Genomic DNA, 24,722 nt, shown 5'->3' with positions numbered 1-24,722 from the left:
TAATCACCTTTCTATTAAAACCATTCAGTTTCGGTAATTGTCCGTTCAATTTCCGGAAAGGAATCGATAAAGTCCAATACTTTCTGTAATTCCTTTTCCGTTTGAACGCGAGAAGAAGATACCGCTGCAATTGCAAGACTGGTCCTTTGCCAAGTGTCCTGATAATCAACTTCAGAAATTGACACATTGAACTTTGCTCGGACTCTTGTGATAATCCGCTTGAGCACCGAACGTTTATCCTTTAAGGATGACGCATCATATATCATGCATTCACATGTGACGCAGCCGATCATTTTCTTTCAATTTCTTGCATGACATACGCCTCTAGTACATCGCCTTCCCGTATATCATTGTATTTTTTTATTGTGATTCCGCATTCGTATCCTTGTGATACTTCCTTTACGTCATCTTTATAGCGTTTCAAGACGTCTACTTCGCCTTCATAAATAACAACGCCGTCACGAATCAAGCGGATCCCGCTGTCTCTAGTAATCGAGCCTTCTGTCACGTATCCACCGGCAATTGTTCCGATTCTGGACACTTTAAACGTTTGGCGGACTTCCACTTGGCCGATCACTTTTTCCTCGTATTCTGGATCAAGCATCCCTTTCATTGCGGACTCAATTTCCTCAATGACTTTATAAATGATCCGGTGAAGACGGATATCGACGTTTTCAGAATCTGCCGTTTTTTTGGCATTGCCATCCGGACGAACGTTAAAGCCGATTACAATCGCATTTGAAGCAGAAGCTAAAATAATATCCGATTCGGTGATCGCTCCAACGCCTGTGTGAATGATTTTTACCTTGACGCCTTCTACTTCGATTTTTTGAAGGGATGCGGTAAGGGCTTCGGCAGAACCTTGAACGTCAGCTTTCACGACAAGATTAATATCCTTAACGTCCCCCTGCTTGATTTGTTCAAACAAATCATCTAAGCTGAGCTTCGCTTTATCAGATCGCTGCTCTTCCATTTGTTTCGAAGCACGCGCCTCTCCTACTTGACGGGCTGTTTTTTCGTCTTTAAATACTAGGAACTGGTCGCCAGCATTCGGAACATCATTTAAACCTGTTATTTCAACAGGGGTAGATGGACCGGCCGTTTTCACACGTCTGCCAATGTCGTTTACCATCGCACGGACGCGGCCGAAGGAATTTCCGACAACGATAGGATCTCCAACGTTAAGCGTTCCTGTCTGAACTAAAAGCGTTGCGACTGAGCCGCGGCCTTTATCAAGCTCAGCTTCAATGACGGTTCCTTTTGCCCTGCGATTAGGGTCAGCCTTCAATTCTTCTACTTCACTCACAAGAAGAATCATTTCGATTAATTCATCAATACCTTCTCCATTTAATGCAGAAAGAGGTACAAAGATCGTTTCTCCGCCCCAGCTTTCAGGCACGAGCCCATGCTCAGTCAGCTCTTGCATCACGCGATCTGGATTTGCTCCAGGTTTGTCTATTTTGTTTACAGCTACAATAATAGGAACTTCGGCAGCTTTTGCATGGTTAATTGCCTCCACAGTTTGCGGCATTACGCCGTCGTCCGCAGCTACCACTAATATTGTAATGTCAGTTACTTCCGCTCCGCGAGCACGCATCGTTGTAAATGCTGCGTGTCCCGGGGTATCAAGGAACGTAATTTTTTTGCCGTCATCTTCAATTTGGTAGGCACCGATATGCTGGGTAATACCGCCAGCTTCTCCAAGGGCGACCTTCGTTTTCCGGATGCTGTCAAGCAAAGTCGTTTTCCCGTGGTCGACGTGTCCCATAATCGTAACAACCGGCGGCCTGATCTCTAGATTCTCTTCCGTTTCAGGCTCTTCATATTTTTCAAGCTCGGTTTCTTCCAAAACAATGACTTCTTCTACTTCAACGCCGTATTCTGCAGCGATAAGCTCTACCGTATCTTTATCGAGGTCTTGGTTGATTGTAGCCATAACACCAAGCAGCATAAGTTTTTTAATGATTTCAGAAGGCTCTCTGCCTAATTCTTCTGCCAGTGCCCCCACCGATTTGCTGTTTGTAAAAGTGATTTTTTCAGGAAGTGCTTTTACAGGCTTTGGCTGCTTAAAATTATTTTGTTGATTATTATTTCGTTTATTATTTTTTTTGTTGTTTTTATTGTTTTTCTTGTTTTTGTTGTTATTTTGTATATTTTGCACGTCATTCTTCTTTCCGTTGCGGTTTTTGTTTTGATTTGCAGTAATCTGTTGGACTTTGTTCGGTTGCGCTCCCTGCTTTTTATCAGGGGCAGATTGTTTTCCGGCAGGCGATCCGCCGTTTGTTTTAAATTTCCCATCCAACTGTTTGATAACATTCTCATCGATCATAGCCATATGGTTGTTTACTTCCATATCCAAATCTTTCAGAGTCGTTAAAATATCCTTGCTTGATACATTTATTGTTTTCGCGTATTCATAAACTCTCATTTTAGCCATTCGTTCACCCCCAAAAAAATTAATCGAGCAAGTTTAGTAACTTTTTCGCAAATCCTTGGTCAGTGACGGCTACCACAACTCTCGAATCCTTGCCGATTGCCTGGCCAAGAATCTCGCGGTTTGATACTCGTTTATAAGGAATATTGTAGTATTTGCATTTGTCCGTTACTTTTTTAGCCGTATTTGCTGAAGCGTCATCACTAAGCAATACGATTTTTGCAGAGGTACTCCGAATTTCTTTAATGACTGACTCTTCACCAGTAACGACCTTCCGTGCCCGATATGCTAGACCCAGCAAGGGAAACCAGTTGTTATTATCCATTTGCATTGTTTCCCTTTTTCGCTAATTCTAATAATTGATCGTATATCTCATCATCAATTTTTGTTTGAAATTGTTTTGACAGGATATTTTTTTTCTGCGCCGTGAGAATACTTTCTTCAGTAAGTGTCAAATACGCGCCACGGCCATTTTTTTTGCCAGTAGGATCGACGGATATGTCTCCTTCTTTGGATCTGACAATTCGGATGAGTTCCTTTTTAGGCATCATTTCTCCTGTCACGATACATTTTCGCAAAGGAATTTTTTTCTTGCTTTTCACCCAAAATCACCCCTCTTATTCATCCTGTTCGGAAGATGGAGCTTCAGAAACAAATTCGTCCTGTTCGTTTGATAATAAACCTAGCTCTGCAGCATCCGTCTCGCTCTTAATATCGATTTTCCAGTTTGTTAGCTTCGCTGCAAGACGGGCATTTTGCCCCCTTTTACCTATGGCTAATGAAAGCTGGTAATCCGGTACGATCACAGTTGTCGCTTTGTCCTCCTCATTGACGAGAACCTCGATCACCTTTGATGGGCTTAAAGCATTGGCCACAAATTCCACTGGATCATTTGACCATTGGACAATATCGATTTTTTCGCCTTTCAGCTCATTTACAATGGCTTGAACTCGCTGTCCTTTCGGTCCAACACAGGAGCCTACCGGATCGACATCAGGATCATCTGTACGGACGGAAATTTTTGAACGGTCGCCAGCTTCTCTTGCAACTGACATAAGTTCCACTGTTCCATCATAAATTTCCGGTACTTCAATTTCAAATAATCGCTTCAAAAGTCCAGGATGTGTTCTAGAAACGTAGATTTGCGGACCTTTCGTCGTTTTCTCCACTTTTGTGATAAATACTTTTATCCGATCATGCGGTTTATAGCTTTCGTTCGGCATTTGTTCATTTACCGGTAAAATCGCTTCAATTTTTCCTAACGAAACATAAATGAATTTATGATCGATTCTCTGAACAATGCCTGTCATTATGTCCTCTTCGCGATCGATGAATTCATTATAAATTACTCCGCGCTCGGCTTCTCTTACACGCTGGGTAACCACCTGTTTTGCAGTTTGGGCTGCAATCCGGCCGAAATCCTTTGGTGTTACTTCAATTTCTACGACATCACCGCTTATATAATTCGGATTAATCTTTCTGGAGTCGTCGATAGAAATCTCTAGCCTCGGATCATATACTTCATCGACGACGTCTTTTCTAGCAAATACCCTAATTGTTCCGCTTACGCGATTTAGATCGACGCGGACATTTTGAGCCTGGTTAAAGTTTCGTTTGTAAGCCGAGATCAAAGCCGCCTCAATGGCATCGATAATAATTTCTTTACTGATCCCTTTTTCTTTTTCTAGAACAGTCAGGGCATCCAACAATTCACTGCTCATGCTTAAACGCTCCCCCTTTAATCATTAATGGAATGAAACAGCCAATCTTGCACTTGCGATTTTTTCATAAGGAATGTTGATTTGTTTTTTTCTCGTTTTGATCTTGATTGTGACAGTTACTACTTCCCCGTCAAATCCGCTCAGTTCTCCTTCAAAGACCTTTACTCCGTCAATCGGTTCATACGTTTTTATGTAAACGTTTTTTGAAATGGATTTTTCAAAGTCTGCCCTTTTTTTCAACGGACGTTCAGCTCCGGGCGAGGAAACCTCAAGAAAATAATTTTGCTTGATAGGGTCTGCCTTGTCAAGCTTTTCGCTTAATGCTTCGCTTACATTCGCGCACTCTTCAATGTCCACACCGTTTTCCGAATCAATAAATACACGAAGGAACCAGTTTTGACCTTCTTTGACAAACTCAACGTCTACAAGTTCAAGCTGGAGATTTTGCAGGATAGGCAGAACCATCTCTTCAACAATATCAATTACTTTTTTGCTCATTTTTTCCTCCTAGCGACCGTACAAAACGTATCACGGTGAATAAAAACCCTGCCTTTTACAAGGAGCAGGGATACATAAAGTGAACCTTGCCAATGGGGTGAATACATACCCACTGGTGACCAACCGAAGCATTTACTGGCAGTTGATCAAATGTAGATTGAAAATCCCCTGATCGGGGTTCATACTAAAAACGATTGCAGATCAATTGCCTGCTCAATACAAAAGAGCGGGTTTCCCCACTCTTTGCCAAAAAAACATCAGGATTTCCATTAAAACTATATCATAACCAAAATCGATATGCAAATGAAGTACCAATGGCAACAAAATAAGCGAAAAAGATTAAAACAGTGACAGTTGATTTTGGTCCGGCAATGCTTCTAAACAGCCGTGCCGATCAAGATACTCCAATATGGTTTTTGATACCTTCCCTCGCTTTTGGAGATCTTCTTTCGACAGAAATTCTCCTTCTTCACGAGCTTTGACGATATTTAAGGCTGCGTTTGTTCCGAGACCCGGAATTGAGTTAAATGGAGGTATCAATGTTTTTCCTTCAATAATAAATTCCGAGGCGCTTGATTTATACAAGTCCACCTTCTGAAAAGAATAACCTCTTTCAACCATTTCAAGCGAGATCTCAAGCACGGTTAACAAATTCTTTTCTTTGGCAGATGCGTCAAGCCCTTTGCTCGTGATTTCTTCAATTGCAGCTCTTATAGCATTTGAACCTTTAATCATGGCATCAATATCAAAGTCATCTGCTCTAACCGTAAAGTAAGCAGCATAATAAAGCAAAGCATGATGAACTTTAAAGTAGGCGATCCGTACAGCCATAAGGACATAGGCGGCAGCATGCGCCTTCGGAAACATATACTTGATTTTTTTACAGGAATCAATGTACCAATTCGGTACATTATTTTCTTTCATTTCTTCTTCCCATTCGGGGTTTAATCCTTTCCCTTTACGGACAAATTCCATGATCTTGAAGGCAAGGGACGGATCTAGGCCTTGATAGATCAAATAAACCATAATATCATCCCGGCACCCGATAACTTCACTTAATTCGCAAATCGAATTGTGAATCAGCTCCTGGGCATTTCCGAGCCAAACATCAGTGCCGTGTGAAAGTCCCGAGATCTGGACCAACTCGGAAAAGGTTGTCGGCTTTGTATCTTCAAGCATTTGCCGGACAAATTTTGTTCCGAATTCCGGTATGCCGAGCGTTCCGGTTTTACACATGATTTGTTCCTCGGTCACTCCAAGAGGCTCTGTCCCGCTGAATATTTTCATCACCTCAGGATCATCGGTCGGGATCGTCTTCGGATCAATCCCGCTTAAATCCTGAAGCATTCTGATGACTGTTGGATCATCATGTCCCAGTATATCAAGCTTCAGCAGATTATCGTGGATCGAATGGAAATCAAAATGTGTCGTTTTCCATTCCGATCCAGTGGCATCTGCAGGAAACTGAATCGGAGAAAAATCAAAAATATCCATATAGTCCGGTACAACGATTATCCCCCCGGGATGCTGCCCTGTGGTTCTTTTTACGCCGGTGCAGCCTTGAACGAGCCTGTCGATTTCAGCGCCTCTATAGTGCAGATTATGGTCACTTGCATAGCCCTTCACGTAGCCATAGGCTGTTTTTTCTGCCACTGTTCCGATCGTTCCAGCACGGTACACATTGTCTTCACCGAATAAAACCTTCGTATAATTGTGAGCTCTTGGCTGATATTCGCCTGAGAAATTCAAATCAATATCGGGAACTTTGTCCCCTTTAAAGCCAAGAAATGTTTCAAACGGAATGTCATGGCCGTCTTTACTGTACTCAGCCCCGCATCCTGGACAAGCTTTATCGGGCAAATCAAAGCCTGACCCTACCGAACCGTCATTAAAAAATTCTGATTGCTTGCAGTGCGGGCACACGTAATGCGGCGGCAGCGGATTAACTTCTGTAATTTCCGTCAAAGTCGCGACTAAAGAAGATCCCACAGACCCCCTTGATCCAACAAGATAGCCGTCATCGAGCGATTTCTTCACAAGCTTGTGCGAAATCAGGTAGATGACTGCAAAGCCGTGTCCGATGATACTTTTCAACTCTTTTTCAATGCGGTCCTCAACGATCTTCGGCAAATCGTCACCATAAATGCTCCTCGCACGCGCATAGCTCATTTCCCTGATTTCTTCATCAGCACCATCTATTTTTGGTGTGAACAAATCATCTTTAATAGGTTTAATCTCGTCAATCATGTCGTTGATTTGATTCGAGTTCTCTATCACAATTTCTTCTGCTTTCTGCTTGTCCAAAAATGAAAAAGAAGCGAGCATTTCGTCAGTCGTCCGAAAATGTACTTTCGGAAGCTTATGGCGGTTCAATGGATTTGCGCCGCCCATGCTGCTGATCAATATTTTGCGGTATATTTTATCCTCAGGATCTAAATAATGGACATTTCCTGTTGCCACAACAGGTTTGTTTAACTTGTCTCCGAGCTTAACAATATTGGATATGATTTCTTTTAAGGCTCTTTCATCCCGTACCAATTCCAGCTCTAAAAGATGCTGGTATACGTCAGGCGGGTGAACCTCAATATAATCATAGAATGAAGCAATATCCTCTACTTCATCAGGTGATTTTTGCATCATTCCTTCAAATACTTCCCCTTTATCGCAGCCTGAACCAATTAATAGCCCTTCTCTGTATTTTTCAAGCAGGGATCTTGGTATTCTAGGAACTCGGTAAAAGTATTCGATATGGGATAATGAAACGAGCTTAAATAAATTTTTCAATCCCGTTTCGTTTTGTGCAAGCAGTGTCGCATGATGCGGCCTTGATTTCTGGTATGCATTGGATTGCCCCATGTTTTCATTCAGCTGATCATGGAACAGAATGTCTTTTTCTTGAGCATCCTTCAGCATTTTTAATAATAAATATCCAGTCGCTTCCGCATCGTAAATGGCTCTATGGTGCTGTGTCAATTCGATATCAAATTTTTTGCAAAGCGTGTTCAGCCGATGGTTTTTGAATTCGGGATATAAAAACCGACCTAGCTCAAGCGTATCAATGACCGGATTCGCTGCTTTATCCGTCTTTAACAGCTTTTTATAAGCAACGTTCAGAAAGCCCATGTCGAAGCTTGCATTGTGCGCTACTAAAATATCGTCTTTTATCCACTCTTTAAATTCCCGAATAATCACATCCACATCAGGCGCGTCTTTAACCATATCATCCGTAATCCCTGTCAATTCAATGGTCGTTGCGGATAACGGATGATGGGGATTCGCAAACCGTTCGAATCGATCAACGATTTCTCCGTTATGGATTTTTACTGCGGCAAGCTCAATGATCGTGTCATATACAGCGGAAAGACCGGTAGTTTCCACGTCAAACACGACATACGTATCCTCTGCCAGATTCCTGTGAGTTGGATTGTAAGCAATTGGTATCCCGTCATCGACAAGGTTGACTTCCACTCCATAGATCATTTTCACGCCATGCTTTTTACTGGCTGAATAGGCGTCAGGAAACGATTGAACCACTGCGTGATCGGTAACTGCAATTGCTGTATGGTTCCATTTTTTTGCTTGCTGAACATACTTTTCAATACCAGTAACGGCATCCATTTGACTCATTGGAGAATGCAAGTGGAGTTCGACTCTTTTTTTGCCTTTCTCAGAAGTATCCTCACGGGATTTCCCTTTGATTTCATTCACATCATTTGCGATCATGACTAGGTCTCTTACAAACGTGTCGTTTTGAATGCTTCCTCTCGCTTTGACCCACATACCTTTTTTGAGTGATTTCATCAATTGGGCATCTTCTTTTTCACGTGAGAACATTTTTACTAGGATGCTGTCCGTGTAATCTGTCACTTTAAAAATACAAAGTGTCCTGCCGCTTTTTAATTCTCTCGTTTCAGCATCGAACACATAGCCTTGAATCGTTATTCTCCGCTCCTCGTCCATAATGCTGTCTAGAGATCGGATCTCCTCGCCATCTTTGATCGGATAGCCTAGTACGAGCGGGCCGGATGGTTCTGCATCGTCGGAGCTTTCTTTTTCCATACGCTCCATGTCGATCAGCGCTTGATGTGCTCTTTCTTTATCTTCTGCCAATTTAAGTTCTTTGAATTTTTGAATCTCATCTTCCGACACAAAAATTTCAGTCTCGATCATAAATTCCGGGAAACCAAAACGGCGGTAGCTTTGCTGGATGTAATGGCTGTATTTTGTCTTCAGCGCTTGCGCTTCAGTATCTGTTTTCGCCTTGAGAATAAGCTTATTTCCAGAAAGCACGGGTTTTTGTTGACTCAACAATGTATAAATCGGCGGGGATATTCCGTCAATTCCGTTAATACACGCTCCCCAAAAGTCCTGAACAATTCCCAATTGAACGTTCGGATTTTCGACAGAAATGGTACAGTTTACAGCAGCAATATGTGAAAAAGCATTCTTTAGTTTAAGAATAAATGCATCATAAATTGTCAGAGGCAGCAAGTCCGTGAGTTTTAATTGAAACTCCCACGTTTTTGTTGACTTATGGACGGTTAGCTTTTCGATTTGTCCGTCTTTAAAATGGGACTTCTTCCACTCATCTGATATTTGAATTTGCTCAAGCAACAGTTGAAATTGCTGTCCGCTGTCTGGCCTTTTTTCTTCCAAAGCCGGATCCCCCTTATTTTTATTCATAATAGAAGGTACCTCGAGGGATTGACGAGGTACCTTCTATTTTAATTTACATTCGATTGAAATGAAACACCCGGAGGCCTTCTCAGATCATTAAATTTTCTTCAGTTCAATTAGATGGTGATTGACGTGATCAGGAAGTTCTGATATATGGACGTCAAACGACTCGCCGGTCTTGCGGATTTTCAACTCCACAATTCCTTCTTCCGCCCGCTTCCCAACTGTGACTCGAAGCGGCAGGCCGATTAAATCAGAATCGGCAAATTTCACCCCAGCACGTTCTGCACGATCATCGAACAACACATCCATTTTCCGAGTCAAAAACGCTTCGTACAGCTCCTCGGCCAGCTTTACTTGAGGCTCATTTTTCACATTCACAACGACCAGATGCAGCGCATATGGAGCTACACTTACCGGCCAAACCAACCCTTTTTCGTCATGGTGCTGTTCGGCGATTGCTGAGAGCGTCCTTGAAATCCCAACACCGTAACATCCCATGATCATCGGCTTGGCACGACCGTTTTCATCCAGATAAGTGGAATTCATAGATTCACTGTATCTTGTACCTAATTTAAATACTTGACCAATTTCAATTCCCTGGGCAAACTGAATTGTTCCTTTACCGTCTGGTGACGGGTCGCCTTCACGGATAGATCGCAGATCAGCATATTTAGAGATCGAAGCATCTCGTTCTAAATTGACATTTTGATAATGATAACCCGTTTCATTAGCACCCGTTACACCATTTGCAACGTTTTTCAATGCAAGGTCAGCAATAATCTCGATCGAATCATCCAGTTGAACAGGTCCTATAGAACCAGGGTCTGCTCCAGTTAATTCGCGGACTTTTTCCGGACTTGCCATTTCAACAACCTGTGCGTCGGCAAGGTTTTTCACTTTGATGTCGTTGATTTCATGGTCTCCTCGAACCAAAACGAGAATATACCGGTCATCTGCTTTAAACAAAATGGATTTTATACACTTGCTTACATCCACTTTGAAGAAGTCTGCAGCTTCCTCAATCGTTTTGACTGCGGGGGTTGAAATTTTCTCCAAGGAAAGTGGTTCTTCAGTGAGAGAAACTTCCTCTTCTCTCACTTCTGCCATTTCAATGTTGGCGGCATAAGAAGACGAATCTGAAAATGCAATCGTATCTTCACCAACCTCAGCCAATGCCATAAATTCGTGAGTATCCTTGCCCCCCATCGCTCCTGAGTCAGCAATGACAGCTCTGAAATTCAATTCGCATCTGGTGAAAATTTTCGTATAAGCGTTATACATGTCTTTGTAAGTGACATCGAGGCTGTCCTGATCGCTATGAAAAGAATATGCATCCTTCATGATAAATTCACGACCGCGCAGCAAGCCAAAACGAGGGCGCTTCTCATCGCGGAATTTCGTTTGAATTTGAAAAACAGTAAGAGGCAGGCGCTTATACGATTTAATTTCGTCACGGATTAAGGACGTAATCACTTCTTCATGGGTTGGCCCTAGTGCAAATTCTCTCCCATTACGATCCTTCAACCTCATTAATTCCGAACCGTACGTATACCAACGCCCGGATTCCTGCCACGTTTCAGCCTGTTGAAGGGCAGGCATTAGTATTTCGACAGCATCGATCCGCTCCAATTCTTCACGAACGATTGTTTGAATGTTTTGAATGACTCGGTAGGCGAGCGGCATATAGCTGTAAACACCGCTCGTATTTTGCCTGATAAATCCCGCTTTCAGCAAAAGCTGATGGCTCTTTGCTTCGGCATCAGCAGGAACCTCCCTAAGAGTCGGGATTAATGTCTTGCTTTGTCTCATTTTTGCACCTCATCTATCCTTCATTATAAAAACAGCCGTTGTATGTCGTTCCATGTTACAACCAACATAAGCAGCATTAAAAATGCAACGCCAATAAAGACGACAAAGGCTTCTTTTTCGCGATTGATCGGTTTGCCCCGAACCGCTTCAACAAGTAAGAATAAAAGTCTTCCTCCATCTAATGCCGGAATCGGAAGAAGATTGATGACACCAAGATTCACACTTAAAAATGCTGCAAAATAGAGCAGATTCATGATTCCTGTCCGCGCCACTTGACCTGTCATATCATAAATTCCCACCGGTCCGGCAAGCGCATCGATTGAAACCTGTCCTGTCACAAGCCTTCCTAAGTGTTGAATGATCGCCGTGGAATTCTCGATCGTTGTATTGGCAGCATACGCATAAGGGCTGAAGAACCCTTTTTCTGTCGGTCTGTAAACTCCCATAATTCCAACAGTCTCGCCTTCAACCGTTTGCGGCTTAGGAGTTACCGTCACATCCATCGTTTCGCCGGCGCGGTTTACTTCAAATTCTAACGGTTTATTCGGATTTTCCTGAACAGTCTTTACGACATCGTCTTTCCATGAGCTCATTCTTTCCCCATTAATTGTAAGGATAGTGTCGCCTTCCTTTAGCCCAGCTTCCATCGCCGCTCCATTATCCGCAAGCTTGCCAAGTTTTGGCGCGTCAGAAGGTACCCCTTGTACGTATCCAATAATGATTAAAAGCACGAAGGCCAATACAAAATTCATTAATGGTCCTGCAGCTATCGCTTTAATCCTTTGCCATACCGTTTTCGATCCGAACTGCCTGTTATACGGGGCAATCTGGATCTGCTCACCGTCTACGAGAAAATAGGAAGTTTCACTGACAGAAAACGTCTTCAAGCTGTCTTCATTTCCGTCTTCATAGCCCGTAATGGTCATTTTGTGCTCTAAATCCGCGTGCTCTACTTCAAGCATAAGCGCATCAGGAAATTTTTCTTTTTGATTTAATACGATTTTCTCAACTTTGTCTTCCTTGTTAAATAACATCCCGATTGAATATCCGGGCTTTAGTTCATGCATTTCCGGATCTTCACCAGCCATGCGGACAAATCCGCCAACAGGAAGAAGCCTGATCGTATACACTGTTTCGTTCTTTTTAAAGGAAAAAATTTTCGGTCCAAAACCGATGGCAAATTCCCGGCAAAGAATTCCTGCTCTTTGAGCAAGAAGCAAGTGTCCAAGCTCATGGATAAAAACGAGTGTCCCAAAAATTAATATAAACGCAATAACCGTGTTCACAAACATACCACCTTATGCAAGTAATGATTGAACAAAAGCTCGTGTCTCTTTGTCCACTTCTTGGATGTCCTGAAGATTTGGCCGGGCAATTGCCTGATGGCGATTCAACGATGATTCAATTAGCTCTTCAATTTGTAAGAAGGAAATCCTTCCATTAAGAAACGCTTCGACAGCCATTTCGTTTGCAGCATTTAGAACTGTAGGCATTGTTCCCCCTATTTTACCTGATTCAAAAGCAAATTGTAAGCAACGGTACCTCTTCTCATCAGCCTTTTTGAAATTCAGCTGCCCTACTTCCCATAGATTTAAGCTTTTTACCGAAGGCAAAGACAGCCGATCTGGATAGGTCAGTGCGTATTGAATCGGCACCCTCATATCGGGAGAACCGAGTTGAGCCAGAATGCTTCTATCCTTAAATTCTACCATTGAGTGGATAATGCTTTCTTTATGTAATAGGACTTCGATTTTATCATAAGGAATATCAAACAGCCAATGAGCTTCAATGACTTCAAATCCTTTATTCATCATTGTTGCTGAGTCAATCGTAATTTTTGCTCCCATGGACCAGTTCGGGTGGTTTAATGCTTCTTTAACAGTTACCCCTTCAAGCTCTTCCCGTTTTTTTTCCCTAAAGCTTCCGCCTGAAGCCGTAATAATTAAACGCTCTATCGTTTTCGGCTGCTCGCCATGCAGACATTGAAAAATAGCAGAATGCTCACTGTCAACAGGAAGAAGAGGGACATTGTATCTTTTAGCGTGTTCTTTTACTATATGCCCCGCTGTGACAAGAGTTTCTTTATTTGCCAAAGCGACAGGGATTTTTTCTTCAATCGCCTTCAGGGTAGGAACCAAGCCTACGCTGCCGACAAGGGCGTTGACGAGGAAATCTGCTTTATAAACTGCAGCTTCTGCAAGAGCTTCTTCGCCATACCCCACCGAAAAAGAATGTGAGAATACATTGGAAGATAATATATCATAGGCTTCTTTACTGCCCGCTGCAACATATTCTGGTTTAAATTCGTTTATGATTTTAACTGCTTGCTCGACATTGCTGCCAAAGCTCATCGAAACAAGCTGAAATTGATCCGGATGGCACCTTAATACGTCCAATGTTTGAATTCCAATCGAACCTGTGGCGCCTAAAATACTTATTTTTTTCAAAATGACACTCCTTTTCCAGCCACTTCAGGAAGCTTAAATGTGCCTTAAAAAAACCGAAGAAAGAAATACATAAGCGGCATCACAAACAAAAAACTATCAAAACGGTCGAACATTCCTCCGTGCCCCGGCAATATGTGGCCGGAATCCTTCACCTGATAGTGACGCTTTAACGCCGATTCCACTAGATCACCGATTTGTCCAAATATAGATAAAAATACTGTTGTGAAAAGTATAAGTATGTAAGAGTCTGTAAAGCTTGTAATCGTTTGATAAACGATAGCGAATACGACACTGACTATAATTCCGCCCACGAAGCCGCCAACTGTTTTATTCGGGCTGATTTCCGGCCAGAGCTTTCGCTTTCCCAAAGACTTCCCGATAAAATAAGCACCGGAATCAGTAGCCCAAATGACTCCGATTGCATAAAAAATCATCTCAATTCCAATTCCGCTATAATTGCGGATCTCGATAAAACAATAAAAACCCATTCCCAGATATAAAGTCGAAAGTATAACAAATGCTGCCTCATCAAAGGAAAATGTGTTTTTCGTAAGTACAGTGTACGCGAGCAAAACGAGCACGCCAAAAAGGACAGCTTCTACTTTCGTCAGTTTTATAATTTCCATCTGCTCATAGACGCTTGGCAATAGTAATGTCCATAGCATAAGCAAGCTGATGATTCCAGGGGTACTCGATAATTTAACCCTTTTCATCCGCAGAAGCTCGTAAAGCGAAATGCTTCCAATAAGATAAATTAACAGGGTAAAAGGCAGCCGGCCAAGCAATACAAATAGAACAAATGCGGCTCCGGCTGAAATTCCGGTCACTAATCGTATCTTCATTTACACCATCCTCTAAACTCCACCATAACGGCGTGCACGACGCTGGTACTCTCCAACGGCCTGCAGGAAATGACTATCTTTAAAATCAGGCCACAATACATCTGTAAATACAAATTCGCTGTAAGCAATTTGCCAAAGCATGAAATTACTGAGCCTGATCTCACCGCTTGTCCGGATCAGCAAATCAGGATCCTGGAGCGATTCTGTCATTAAATAACTGGAGAATAGTTCTTCATCGATTTCATCAATTTCGATATCTCCGTTTTTCGTTTGTTCTGCGATTGATTTAACTGCACGAATAATTTCTTTCCGCCCGCCGTAATTTAACGCAAAGTTAAGAACCATACCAGTATTGTTTTTTGTATCAATAACCGCTTTCTCGATTGCCCGAAGCGTATGATCCGGCAGCCCGGTGCGGTCCCCTATGATTCGAACTTGAACATTTTCCTCAACAAGCTCAGGTAAATAAGTGGACAAAAACTCTTCCGGAAGTTTCATTAGAAAATCAACTTCAAACTTAGGACGCTTCCAATTCTCAGTGGAGAAGGCGTAGAGTGTGAGGATTTTGACTCCCAATTGATTCGCAATTCTTGTCGTATTCTTGACCACTTTCATTCCTTCGTGGTGTCCTGCTACTCGCGGCAATGCTCGCTTCTTAGCCCACCTGCCGTTCCCGTCCATAATAATGGCAATATGTTCAGGAACATGTCCATTTAATACATCTTCTTTTGTATAGCTCTCCATATCGGATGCTTGCGGCTGGTTATTATTCTTCCAGTTTTTGAGTAAATTGAGCATGAGATTCCTCCGTCACCCAAAAGGTTGCTTTTCGTCATAGTCAGTATTAACAAAAAAACCCCCTGTAAACGTGAGAGGGTCTTTTCACTATTATCTATTGTACAGAGTTTTTTATCAAACTTCCATGATTTCTTTTTCTTTATCCTTTGTAACCGTGTCAATTTTCGCGACATAGTCGTCAGTCAGCTTTTGAACATCTTCCCCGGCAGAACGCAATTCATCTTCTGTTATATCGCCATTTTTCTCTGATTTTTTCAAATCGTCATTTGCGTCCCGGCGAATGTTTCGGACGGCTACTTTTGCATCTTCTGAATATTTTTTAACTAGCTTGACAAGCTCTTTCCGTCTTTCCTCTGTTAAAGCAGGAACAGCGATGCGAATAATGTTTCCGTCATTTGATGGCGTAATGCCTAAATCAGCTTTTTGAATGGCTTTTTCGATATCTCCTAGTGCTGTTTTATCATACGGAGTGATGATCAGCATCCGTGCTTCAGGAACACTGATAGAAGACAATTGGTTTAGTGGAGTCTGTGCCCCGTAATAATCTACAGTAACTTTATCAAGCAAGGAAGGATTTGCCCGGCCGGCACGGACAGTTGCCAATTCACGCTGATAAGAAGCTAACGCTTTATCCATTCGTTCTTGTGTTTCAGTTAATATCTCATTTGACATGTCATTTCCCCCTAACAATCGTTCCGATAGTTTCACCGATCACGGCGCGTTTGATATTTCCTTCTTCCATTATTGAGAAAACAATAAGCGGAATATCATTATCCATGCAAAGTGAAGACGCAGTAGAATCCATTACGGCTAATCCATTTTTAAGTACATCAAGATAAGATAGCACATCATATTTAACAGCTGTCTCATCAATTCGAGGGTCAGCATTATATACCCCGTCCACATTGTTTTTAGCCATCAGGATCACATCTGCTTCAATTTCAGCTGCTCGCAGGGCTGCAGTCGTGTCCGTAGAGAAGTAAGGATTGCCTGTGCCCGCCGCGAAAATAACGACCCGTTTTTTTTCAAGATGGCGAATAGCTTTTCTTCGTATGTAAGGCTCAGCTACCTGTCTCATTTCAATTGACGTTTGTACCCTTGATTGGATTCCAAGAGATTCTAAACTATCCTGAAGAGCAAGCGAGTTCATAACTGTTGCAAGCATACCCATATAATCAGCTGTTGCCCGGTCCATCCCCAGGTCGCTCCCGGTTTTGCCGCGCCACAAATTGCCTCCGCCTACGACAATGGCAGTTTCTACGCCCAGTTCTGCGATTTCTTTTACCTGCTCTGCTACTGAATGAATGACTTTGGGATTGATTCCGTTCCCTTGTTCACCAGCCAAGGCTTCTCCGCTAAGTTTTAATACAATGCGTTTATATTTTGGGTTATCCATTATGACCTCCAAGTATATTCCTTTGCCGCTTATTATTATGCAAGAGAAAATTAGCTTTGTAAATCATGTTTTAAAAATAGGGAACACGGCATGTGTCCCCTATTTTCTTTAGGCAAACGTATTAGGAAATCCATACGCAGCCCTTGTTCCTCCGCATGAACGGGCAGTAGCCCCCGCTTCAAAGTTGAAGCGTTTTTGGAGAAAAACTGCCCGTATAAGCAAAGGTTGGTTTAGTTAGACGCCAGCAGGGCAATCCCCTCTGACAGATGATTCACATTATTTTTTCACTTGGCTCATAACTTCTTCTGCAAAATTATCTTGGCGTTTTTCGATCCCTTCGCCCACTTCGTAACGGACAAACGTTTCTACTTTTGCATTTCCAAGCACTTTTTTCACTTTTTCATCAGGATTTTTAACGAACGGCTGATCCAATAAACAAATTTCTTCGAAGAACTTGTTTAAACGGCCTTCTACCATTTTCGCAACGATATTTTCAGGCTTGCCTTCCTGAAGTGCTTGCTGAGTTAAGATTTCACGTTCATGATTTGCTTCTTCTTCAGACACTTGGTCTCTTGAAATGTATCTTGGATTCACTGCGGCAACATGCATTGCAATGTCTTTAGCAAGGTCTTCATCAGTAGTTCCGCTGACAACAGATAAAACGCCGATGCGTCCACCCATATGCAAATATGCGCCAAAAGCTGAATTATCATCTTTTGTTAACAGTTCAAAGCGGCGCAAAGTTAATTTCTCGCCAATTCTTGCCATCGCACTTGTAATATACTCTTCGACTGTGGAGCCGTTGCTCATTTTTGAAGCCAAAGCGTCTTCAAGTGTTGAAGGCTTGCTGGCAATCAGATGATCTGCAAGAGTGGAAAGAAGCTCTTTAAATCCTTCGTTTTTCGCAACAAAGTCTGTTTCAGAATTCACTTCTAAAATGACAGCCGCATTTCCATCCGCTTTAATAATCGTAGATCCTTCAGCAGCAATGCGGTCTGCTTTTTTAGCAGCTTTCGCAATTCCTTTTTCTCTTAGTAGATCTACAGCCTTATCCATATCTCCGTCTGTTTCAGTAAGAGCTTTTTTACAATCCATCATTCCTGCGCCGGTTTTTTGGCGTAATTCTTTAACTAGCTGAGCAGTAATTGCCATTATCCATTTCCTCCTTATAATAAAGAAAGTATATGTACCATTTTACCCTTTTGTTTTAAGTTATAAAACGGCTTGTAAAAAGGTGATAAAAGGCCCATTCCCTCTTATCACCCTATATAAAATATTATACAGTAGCAGCGGCTTCCGGTGCTTCTTCTTCTCCTTGCTTCGCTTCTAAAATCGCATCCGCCATTTTAGATGTAAGCAATTTAACAGCGCGGATCGCATCGTCGTTTGCTGGAATTACATGATCAATTTCATCAGGATCACAGTTTGTATCGACGATTCCGACAATCGGAATATGAAGTTTGCGAGCTTCCGCAACTGCAATGCGCTCTTTACGAGGGTCAATGATGAACAATGCATCAGGCAGCCCTTTCATGTCTTTGATTCCGCCTAAGAATTTTTCAAGACGCTCTAATTCTTTATTCAACTGAACGACTTCTTTTTTAGGCAAAACGTCGAACGTGCCGTTTTCACGCATTTTTTCAATATCTTTTAAACGTTTGATGCGTTTTTGAATGGTTTCAAAGTTTGTTAATGTTCCGCCTAACCAACGTTGGTTTACGTAATACATTCCAGAACGTTCTGCTTCTTCTTTCACAGACTCTTGAGCTTGTTTTTTTGTTCCGACAAAAAGGATTTTTCCTCCGTCAGCAGCAAGCTGTTTTGTGAAGTTGTAAGCTTCTTCTACCTTTTTCACCGTCTTTTGAAGGTCGATGATGTAGATTCCGTTACGTTCAGTAAAAATGTAACGTTTCATTTTTGGGTTCCAACGGCGAGTTTGGTGGCCGAAGTGAACACCAGCTTCAAGCAATTGCTTCATTGAGATAACTGACATGCTTTTGTTTCCTCCTATTAAATGGTTTTTTTCCTCCGCTTTTCGTCATCTTTAATGCAGAACCGAACGGCACCACCTGCAAAAATCAAAAAAGCGTGTGTAATTAACACCAAAAAATACTATAACATATGCTCATGTGACAATCAAGTAATTTCTCATCTCATCCCGCGAAATTTCAAAAGCAATTCGATTTCAGTTTTCCCGCTTTTTAGTTTGCGGGCAATCTCTTCTATTGAATGTCCCTTTTGGAACAAAGCGACGGCTTGCTCATCGAAGGACAGCTGTATCTCTTGCTCCGGCTGCATAACCGCTGCCTCATTCCTCTCTGTTTCTTTTAATAGAGACTCAATATACGAAGGCAATTCTTCTTTGTTTTCACTTTTTTCATTGGTTGATTGATTTTTGGTTTCGAAGTGTTTTGATTTTGTAGCTTCAGGCACTTCCAGCTGCTTCTTTAATTCCCGATTTTCGTCCTTTAATTCGATTAAAAATGCGGTCAGAGTGTTCTCTGTTTCTTCGAGCAGCTGCCTTTGTTTCGCTTCCATATCATGTGTTGCTTTCAACCGAGTATATAAAATAAGAACAAAATAAATCAGGACTCCGTGAAGGGTAAAGCTGGCGAGCCATAGCATTACAGTTGTCATATGTACCACCCGCAAATCTTTTTTAATCAATTGCCTTTTCAAGCAAATGTTTTAACTTAAATAATGCTTTTGAATGAATTTGTGAAATTCGCGACGTAGAAAGCTTCAGTACTTGTCCTATTTCAGTCAGCGTTAATTCTTCTTTATAAAACAAGCTGATAACAATTTGCTCTTTTTCTGAAAGCTCACGAATTTGATCGGATAGCTGTTCGATTAATTCTGCTTTTACAATTTTTTCTTCTGGCGTCTGTTCGTTATGGTCTCTGATCATAACCTGAATGTTTTCCCCTTCATCCTGATCATGAAGTTTATCATCAATTGAAAGAAGGTTGGCAAAAAATCCTTCATTAATCGTTGTTACGACATCCTCTTGTGTCATTCCTAATTCTTTGGCAATTTCATCCGGTGTTACATTTCGTAAATAACGCTGCTCCAGCCGCTCAATTGCCACATCCACCTTCTTTGTTTTTACACGTGACGTTCTTGGCAGCCAGTCCTCTTTGCGAAGCCCGTCAATAATGGCACCTCTGATTCGAAATGAAGCATAGGTGTCAAACTTTAAATCACGTCCAGGGTCGAATTTTTCTAAAGCATCATATAATCCCATCAAGCCTAAACTCGTTAGATCATCCTTATGGACTGATTTTGGCAATCCTACTGAGATACGACCTACGTGATAGGTGACAAGCGGCATATATTTTCGAATTAAGTCATCACCGGCATTGCGGTCTCTCCATTCTTTCCAGCGTGACCAAAGCAATTGGTCTTCAGATCTTAAGGATTGCATGTTCCTCTACCCCCTTCATGCGAATTTATATCACTTTTACTCCTTGAGTCACTGTACGGATTGTAAGGTTTTCTGTGTCCATATCGAATTCAATCGTTCTTCCATTAGTTCCTCCTGTATCAGAGCTGACGATAGGAATATTGAGAAGACTGAGGTTATTTTTGACTGCTTCCACATTTCTCGGTCCAATTCTCATGATTTCAGGCTGGTAAGAAAACTTGAACATCTCAGACCCGCCGGCCATTTTTGCTAAAAGTGACGACTTCTCGCATCCGGCACTCTCAAGCATTTCAACCAAATATTGGACGGCTGTATCTGCGTACTTTGCTTTGTTCAGTTCACTGGTTTTTGAGAAGGATGAATCAGGAAGCATAATATGTACCATCCCAGCCGTCTTGTTAACAGAGTCATAGATCACTAATCCAATACAAGATCCCAAACCCGAGGTTCGCAGCCTGTTCGGTTTTGCCGCTATCTTTAGATCCGAAATGCCAACTGTTACAATTTCTGGTTCAACTATACTCATTGCGCAACGCCCAATTTCGCAAAAAGTTTTTCAAACGAATCTGCAGTTGGCAGCAAAAACATATGGGCTTTCATATCTCGCCTATCTTTATGGTCGAAGATTGATGTATCGATCACCATAGCCTGTTCCCCCAATTGGCTGAGTTCGAGAAGCCCTTCTCCAATTACGGCGCCAAACATATCGACCGTTACTTCAGGAACGCTGGGGTACAAAGAAAGATTGGCTAGATCAGCAATAGAGCTCAAATACGAGCCCGCCAATATATTACCGATTTCATGAAGAGCAGAATTCCCTAATTCATGGCTTGAGAGAATGTTCATCGAAAAAGTGGAGTCGCCGATCACTTCTTGAATGATGTTTTCTGCATGATCAAGAGGTAATATAACGAATAAGGAACCAGGAAATTCCCCTTCCATCCGCAAAAATATACTAACAACCGTCAAGTCCGCCCTGCCGAAAAAATTCGCTAGTTCGTCAAAGGATAAAAGCTTAACATATGGGACTTCCATTTCAATTTTTCGATCCAACAGGGTCGCTAATGCTGTTGCAGAATGCCCCGCACCAATATTTCCAACCTCTTTTAGCAGATCGACCTGATACTCATTCATGTGGAGTAAGATATTCATTTACACTACACCAAGCTTTGTGCTGGTTCGGAATGTATGCTGCGATCGAGAACTGCCTTCGAATCTAGAAGATTCAAAATCCTGTTCCCTCTTTTAATTATTCCTGTCACCCACTCATCAGCTGCCTTTTCTGCGGTTTCCGTAGGCTGTTCAATTTCATGCTGACAGGCAGAAATGACATCATTAGCCTCATCAACAATAAAACCTGCTTCAAGCTCACCAATGGCAACGATGATGATCCTCGTGCTCTCCGAAACTTCAGATGATGGAAGCTCCAACCTGCTTTGCAAATCAATGATTGGCGTCACAACTCCTCTAAGATTAATCACACCTTTAATATAAGCTTCTACTCCAGGAACCCTTGTCGGCTGCTGCCATCTTTCTATTGATTTTACTTCAAGTACGGGAACGACGTATTCTTTGCCCAACAACTTAATCACTATCATCTTTTCTTCCGTTTGAACTGCTGTGCTCATTTTTGCCATCCCTTTCTTTATTTAATTAAAGCGTTGCAATCAACAATAAGAGCAACTTGGCCCTCTCCCAGAATGGTTGCTCCAGAGATCGCAAAGACACCGGACAAATAATCACCAACAGATTTTAATACCACTTCCTGCTGTCCAATAAAGGAATCAACGACAAATGCAGTTAATTTTTCGCCTTTTTGAACGACGATAACATGCATCTGTTCGACTTCTCCGGATATAGATTCAACTGAAAATTGCTCTTTCAGGTACACCAATGGAACCGTTTGGCCTCTAAAGTCAATCACTTCCCTGTCATGGGTATATAAAATATCCTGTTTTTCGATGACCGCAGTTTCAATGATGGATGAAATCGGTATGGCATATGTTTCTGATCCAAGCTTTATTAATAGGACGGAAATGATTGATAACGTAAGCGGAAGCTGTATCGAAAAAAGTGAGCCTTCACCTTCAGCTGACTCTATCGTGACCATTCCACCCAAAGATTCCAGCTTGCTTTTGACAACATCTAAACCTACACCGCGCCCGGAGATATCGGAAATTTTCTCTGCAGTCGAAAATCCCGGGGCAAAAATTAATGACTCAATCTCATTTTTTGACATAGATTCTGCTTCAGCGTCCGTTACGATGTTTTTCGCTATCGCTTTCTCCAATACTTTCTTTGTGTTAATCCCTGCTCCGTCATCTTTCACTTCGATAAAAACATGGTTTCCGCTATGGTAGGCTTTAAGACTTACTTTGCCCGTATCGGATTTGCCGTTTTTCTTTCGTACCTCTTGAGTTTCGATTCCATGGTCAATGCTATTGCGCAAAAGATGAAGAAGTGGATCGCCAATCTCATCAATTACCGTTCGATCAAGCTCTGTATCAGCACCGTCGATCGTTAATTCTATTTTCTTTTCCAAATCTTTGGAGAGCTGCCGGATCATGCGCGGAAAACGATTAAAGACCGTTTCGACAGGAACCATCCGCATCTTCAATATAATTGATTGGAGATCGCCGGAAATTCTAGTCATTCTTTCTACAGTATCAGATAAATCCTGGTGGTTAATCTCTTTTGAAATTTGCTCCAGCCTGCCTCGGTCAATCACCAATTCTTCAAATAAATTCATCAACGAATCAAGCCTGTCAATATTGACGCGAATCGTTTTTGTTCCTGAATGAGAGGTTTTTTTCACCTCCGATTTTTCATCAACCGGCTGCTCGGCTTGCTGAACTTGATCGGGTCTTTGAAGTTCATTTGAAGCAGGGCTTACATCCTCAAGATTTATTTCTTCCGCACGGACGGCATCAATTTCAGACACCTTATGGATAAGCTCGATAACTTCATCTTTCGTTTGTTTTGAAAGATAGCCCATTGTGAATTCAGAGTCAAAATTTTCTGTTTCGAGAGCCTCTGTATCCGGAATGGTTTTAATAACCTCTCCTGTTTCATTCAGCTGTTCAAAAACCATATATACCCGGACTGCTTTTAGAAGGCAATCTTCTTTTAAGGAAACAGTCAGCTGATAAAAAGCATAGCCTTGCTCAATCGCTTCATTAATTACATTTTTTTCGACGTCATCAAATGTCAGCTGAATTGATCCGGATGCAGGAGGCTTTTCTTGGCTGGTCTCATCCCCGTTCAGTTTTGCGCATATATCACCGACATGTTTTTTGCCGTCACCGCCGCCAATGATGGATTGAAGGATGTCTTCCAAATGATCGAGTGCCTCAAACATTAAATCGATTTTTTCTGAAGAGACTGGTGCTTCTTCGTTGCGCAATCGATCAAGCACATTTTCTAAATGATGTGTGAGCTGCGCCATATCCTCAAATCCCATCGTTGCGCTCATGCCTTTAAGGGTGTGGGCGGATCTGAAAAAATCATGAATGAGATGAATATCCCCAGGTTCTTTTTCGAGTAAAAGAAGTTTTTCATTACACGCTTGCAAATGTTCTCTTCCTTCTTCAATAAACACGTCTAAATATTGATTTAATTCCACTCATTTTCACTCCCAATTATTTCATATAAGACATAATGGCACCTGCAATGTCGTTAACGTGTCTGACTTTGTGCACCAACCCCGTAGCAATGACAGATTTCGGCATTCCAAACACGATAGCTGATTCTTCTGATTCTGCAATGGCGTGCGTCTGGCCTTCTTCAAGCAGCTTTTGCAACCCTTCCGTTCCGTCATTTCCCATTCCAGTCATTACTACAGCGATTTTTTGGCGGAATTTTATCTTGGCGAGTGAACGGAATAAATGGTTTACTGATGGACAATGACCACCCTTAGCATCCTCCCGGCACAACTCAATTTTCAAACGTGAACCTACTGAGACAACAGACATCTGTTTTCCCCCCGGAGCGATGTATACATACCCATCCATTGCAAACTCCCCATCTTCGGCTTCCTTCACATGTACGTCACACAGCTGGTCAAGTCTGGAAGCAAGAGAGGACGTAAATCCAACAGGCATATGCTGGACTACAAAGATCGGGGCTGCGATGGCTGCCGGAATCTCCTCAAGAACAATTTGAAGGGCTTTAGGCCCTCCTGTCGAAGTACCGATACAAACGACACGTCGTTTCAAATGATCCCTATTAATATGAGGACTGTACTCAATAGGAGTCGCTATTTCGCCGAAACTTCGAAGGCTGTCTCTCGCTGCCGCTTTTACTTTTTCGATTAATTCCTCTTTAACAGTATATAAATCCAATGAAATAGATCCTGACGGTTTAGTGACAAAATCAAAAGCACCTAGTGAGAGACATTTGATGGTCGTCTCAGTCCCTGTTTTTGTACTGCTTGAAACCATAATGACAGGCAGTCTCTCTGTTGCAAGAATTTTCTCTAACGTTTCCAATCCATCCATGACTGGCATTTCAACATCTAAGGTAATGACATCCGGAGAGCAAGCTTCCATTTTATCCAAGGCGTCTCTGCCATTTCTTGCTGTTCCCGCTATGGTTATGGAAGGATCCGAGCTAAAAAAATCGTGAAGGAGCTTTCTCATAAAAGCAGAATCATCGACGATAAGAACACGAATCAA

General features: G+C 42.1%; 23 protein-coding genes. All 23 read right to left on the bottom strand.

All coding sequences use genetic code 11. The annotated features are described in order from the left end of the window. Positions 1 to 14 precede the first annotated feature (14 nt). The 23 genes from AM592_RS05420 to AM592_RS05310 all read right to left on the bottom strand — a co-directional run bounded on the left by AM592_RS05420 (position 15) and on the right by AM592_RS05310 (position 24,722). Positions 15 to 293 carry a DUF503 domain-containing protein gene (locus AM592_RS05420; protein ID WP_053602844.1) on the bottom strand — a complete coding sequence of 93 codons (279 nt, stop codon included), beginning with the start codon at positions 291 to 293 and terminating at the stop codon, positions 15 to 17. After that, the gene (gene infB, locus AM592_RS05415; protein WP_053602843.1) at positions 290 to 2,437 is read right to left on the bottom strand and encodes a translation initiation factor IF-2; all 2,148 of its coding nucleotides are present in this window, start codon (positions 2,435 to 2,437) and stop codon (positions 290 to 292) included. Before infB ends, AM592_RS05420 begins: the two co-directional genes overlap by 4 nt. Positions 2,438 to 2,456: 19 nt before the next feature. Continuing rightward, positions 2,457 to 2,759, bottom strand: a complete 303-nt coding sequence (locus AM592_RS05410) for a YlxQ family RNA-binding protein (RefSeq protein WP_053605998.1) — start codon at positions 2,757 to 2,759, stop codon at positions 2,457 to 2,459. Then, positions 2,752 to 3,036 carry an RNase P modulator RnpM gene (rnpM, locus tag AM592_RS05405; protein ID WP_082363746.1) on the bottom strand — a complete coding sequence of 95 codons (285 nt, stop codon included), beginning with the start codon at positions 3,034 to 3,036 and terminating at the stop codon, positions 2,752 to 2,754. Before rnpM ends, AM592_RS05410 begins: the two co-directional genes overlap by 8 nt. Before the next feature lie 15 nt (positions 3,037 to 3,051). After that, complete coding sequence (nusA, locus tag AM592_RS05400) at positions 3,052 to 4,155, bottom strand: transcription termination factor NusA (protein ID WP_053602842.1); 1,104 nt, start codon at positions 4,153 to 4,155, stop codon at positions 3,052 to 3,054. Positions 4,156 to 4,179: 24 nt separating this feature from the next. Further along, positions 4,180 to 4,653 (bottom strand): ribosome maturation factor RimP, encoded by a 474-nt coding sequence (gene rimP, locus AM592_RS05395; RefSeq protein WP_053602841.1) that lies wholly within the window; start codon positions 4,651 to 4,653, stop codon positions 4,180 to 4,182. Positions 4,654 to 4,992: 339 nt separating this feature from the next. Beyond that, positions 4,993 to 9,336 (bottom strand): PolC-type DNA polymerase III, encoded by a 4,344-nt coding sequence (locus AM592_RS05390; RefSeq protein WP_053602840.1) that lies wholly within the window; start codon positions 9,334 to 9,336, stop codon positions 4,993 to 4,995. Between the two features lie 90 nt (positions 9,337 to 9,426). Beyond that, on the bottom strand, positions 9,427 to 11,142 hold the full coding sequence (locus AM592_RS05385) for a proline--tRNA ligase (protein ID WP_053602839.1): 1,716 nt from the start codon (positions 11,140 to 11,142) through the stop codon (positions 9,427 to 9,429). A gap of 23 nt (positions 11,143 to 11,165) precedes the next feature. After that, positions 11,166 to 12,434 carry an RIP metalloprotease RseP gene (rseP, locus tag AM592_RS05380; protein ID WP_098945200.1) on the bottom strand — a complete coding sequence of 423 codons (1,269 nt, stop codon included), beginning with the start codon at positions 12,432 to 12,434 and terminating at the stop codon, positions 11,166 to 11,168. A 6-nt stretch (positions 12,435 to 12,440) separates the two neighbouring features. Then, complete coding sequence (gene dxr, locus AM592_RS05375) at positions 12,441 to 13,589, bottom strand: 1-deoxy-D-xylulose-5-phosphate reductoisomerase (RefSeq protein WP_053602837.1); 1,149 nt, start codon at positions 13,587 to 13,589, stop codon at positions 12,441 to 12,443. A gap of 44 nt (positions 13,590 to 13,633) precedes the next feature. Continuing rightward, a complete protein-coding gene (locus tag AM592_RS05370) occupies positions 13,634 to 14,431 on the bottom strand; it encodes a phosphatidate cytidylyltransferase (protein ID WP_053602836.1) in 798 nt (265 codons plus the stop codon). Between the two features lie 12 nt (positions 14,432 to 14,443). Further along, complete coding sequence (locus AM592_RS05365; protein WP_053602835.1) at positions 14,444 to 15,229, bottom strand: undecaprenyl pyrophosphate synthase; 786 nt, start codon at positions 15,227 to 15,229, stop codon at positions 14,444 to 14,446. Between the two features lie 114 nt (positions 15,230 to 15,343). Next, entirely contained in the window at positions 15,344 to 15,901 is a 558-nt protein-coding gene (gene frr / locus AM592_RS05360) for a ribosome recycling factor (RefSeq protein WP_053602834.1), read from the bottom strand. A 1-nt stretch (position 15,902) separates the two neighbouring features. Next, positions 15,903 to 16,625 (bottom strand): UMP kinase, encoded by a 723-nt coding sequence (pyrH, locus tag AM592_RS05355; protein ID WP_053602833.1) that lies wholly within the window; start codon positions 16,623 to 16,625, stop codon positions 15,903 to 15,905. Positions 16,626 to 16,901: 276 nt separating this feature from the next. After that, positions 16,902 to 17,777 carry a translation elongation factor Ts gene (gene tsf, locus AM592_RS05350; RefSeq protein WP_053602832.1) on the bottom strand — a complete coding sequence of 292 codons (876 nt, stop codon included), beginning with the start codon at positions 17,775 to 17,777 and terminating at the stop codon, positions 16,902 to 16,904. A 124-nt stretch (positions 17,778 to 17,901) separates the two neighbouring features. Further along, positions 17,902 to 18,618: a 30S ribosomal protein S2 gene (rpsB, locus tag AM592_RS05345; RefSeq protein ID WP_053602831.1), complete on the bottom strand. Its 717-nt coding sequence runs from the start codon at positions 18,616 to 18,618 to the stop codon at positions 17,902 to 17,904. Between the two features lie 155 nt (positions 18,619 to 18,773). Next, positions 18,774 to 19,262, bottom strand: coding sequence for a DUF6115 domain-containing protein (locus AM592_RS05340; protein WP_053602830.1), 489 nt, complete (start codon positions 19,260 to 19,262; stop codon positions 18,774 to 18,776). A 22-nt stretch (positions 19,263 to 19,284) separates the two neighbouring features. Next, positions 19,285 to 20,049: a FliA/WhiG family RNA polymerase sigma factor gene (locus AM592_RS05335; RefSeq protein ID WP_053602829.1), complete on the bottom strand. Its 765-nt coding sequence runs from the start codon at positions 20,047 to 20,049 to the stop codon at positions 19,285 to 19,287. Between the two features lie 25 nt (positions 20,050 to 20,074). Then, the gene (locus tag AM592_RS05330; protein ID WP_053602828.1) at positions 20,075 to 20,575 is read right to left on the bottom strand and encodes a chemotaxis protein CheD; all 501 of its coding nucleotides are present in this window, start codon (positions 20,573 to 20,575) and stop codon (positions 20,075 to 20,077) included. Next, a complete protein-coding gene (locus AM592_RS05325) occupies positions 20,572 to 21,201 on the bottom strand; it encodes a chemotaxis protein CheC (RefSeq protein WP_053602827.1) in 630 nt (209 codons plus the stop codon). Before AM592_RS05325 ends, AM592_RS05330 begins: the two co-directional genes overlap by 4 nt. Positions 21,202 to 21,206: 5 nt before the next feature. Next, a complete protein-coding gene (locus AM592_RS05320) occupies positions 21,207 to 21,677 on the bottom strand; it encodes a chemotaxis protein CheW (RefSeq protein WP_053602826.1) in 471 nt (156 codons plus the stop codon). Between the two features lie 17 nt (positions 21,678 to 21,694). Beyond that, entirely contained in the window at positions 21,695 to 23,671 is a 1,977-nt protein-coding gene (locus tag AM592_RS05315) for a chemotaxis protein CheA (protein ID WP_053602825.1), read from the bottom strand. Positions 23,672 to 23,687: 16 nt separating this feature from the next. Next, positions 23,688 to 24,722: a protein-glutamate methylesterase/protein-glutamine glutaminase gene (locus AM592_RS05310; protein WP_053602824.1), complete on the bottom strand. Its 1,035-nt coding sequence runs from the start codon at positions 24,720 to 24,722 to the stop codon at positions 23,688 to 23,690.

This window comes from Bacillus gobiensis (assembly GCF_001278705.1).
GTDB lineage: Bacteria > Bacillota > Bacilli > Bacillales > Bacillaceae > Bacillus > Bacillus gobiensis.
The sequence above is the reverse complement of the archived record's forward strand: the minus strand, read 5'-3'. Positions and strand labels throughout refer to the sequence as shown.